The sequence below is a fragment of the Liquorilactobacillus uvarum DSM 19971 genome (assembly GCF_001434935.1).
Taxonomy (GTDB): Bacteria; Bacillota; Bacilli; order Lactobacillales; family Lactobacillaceae; genus Liquorilactobacillus; species Liquorilactobacillus uvarum.
On sequence record NZ_AZEG01000157.1, the window covers coordinates 1 to 211 of the forward strand.

The following is a 211-nucleotide window of genomic DNA, read 5'->3' on the forward strand; positions in this document are numbered from 1 at the left end:
ACTAAAGGCCGTCTTTAAGTAATAGTCTGGACTAACTGGCTTGTAATTTAGCGGTTGATAATGTCCGATATTTTCTTTTCTGTACTGGTCGTCCTTGGCTTGTTGCCCTTTTAACTGCTTTTGGATTTTCTCGATCTGACTGTTCTTAATCGTCGGATCGGCTTTGCATTCGCCAAAAAAGAGTTGTTTAGTGCCATCATGCTTTAAAACC

1 pseudogene is annotated in these 211 nt (G+C 40.3%); it reads right to left on the minus strand.

Annotation, left to right across the window (positions count from 1 at the left end):
• Positions 1-211, minus strand: a pseudogene (locus tag FD20_RS12890) (MobQ family relaxase); the annotation flags it as partial.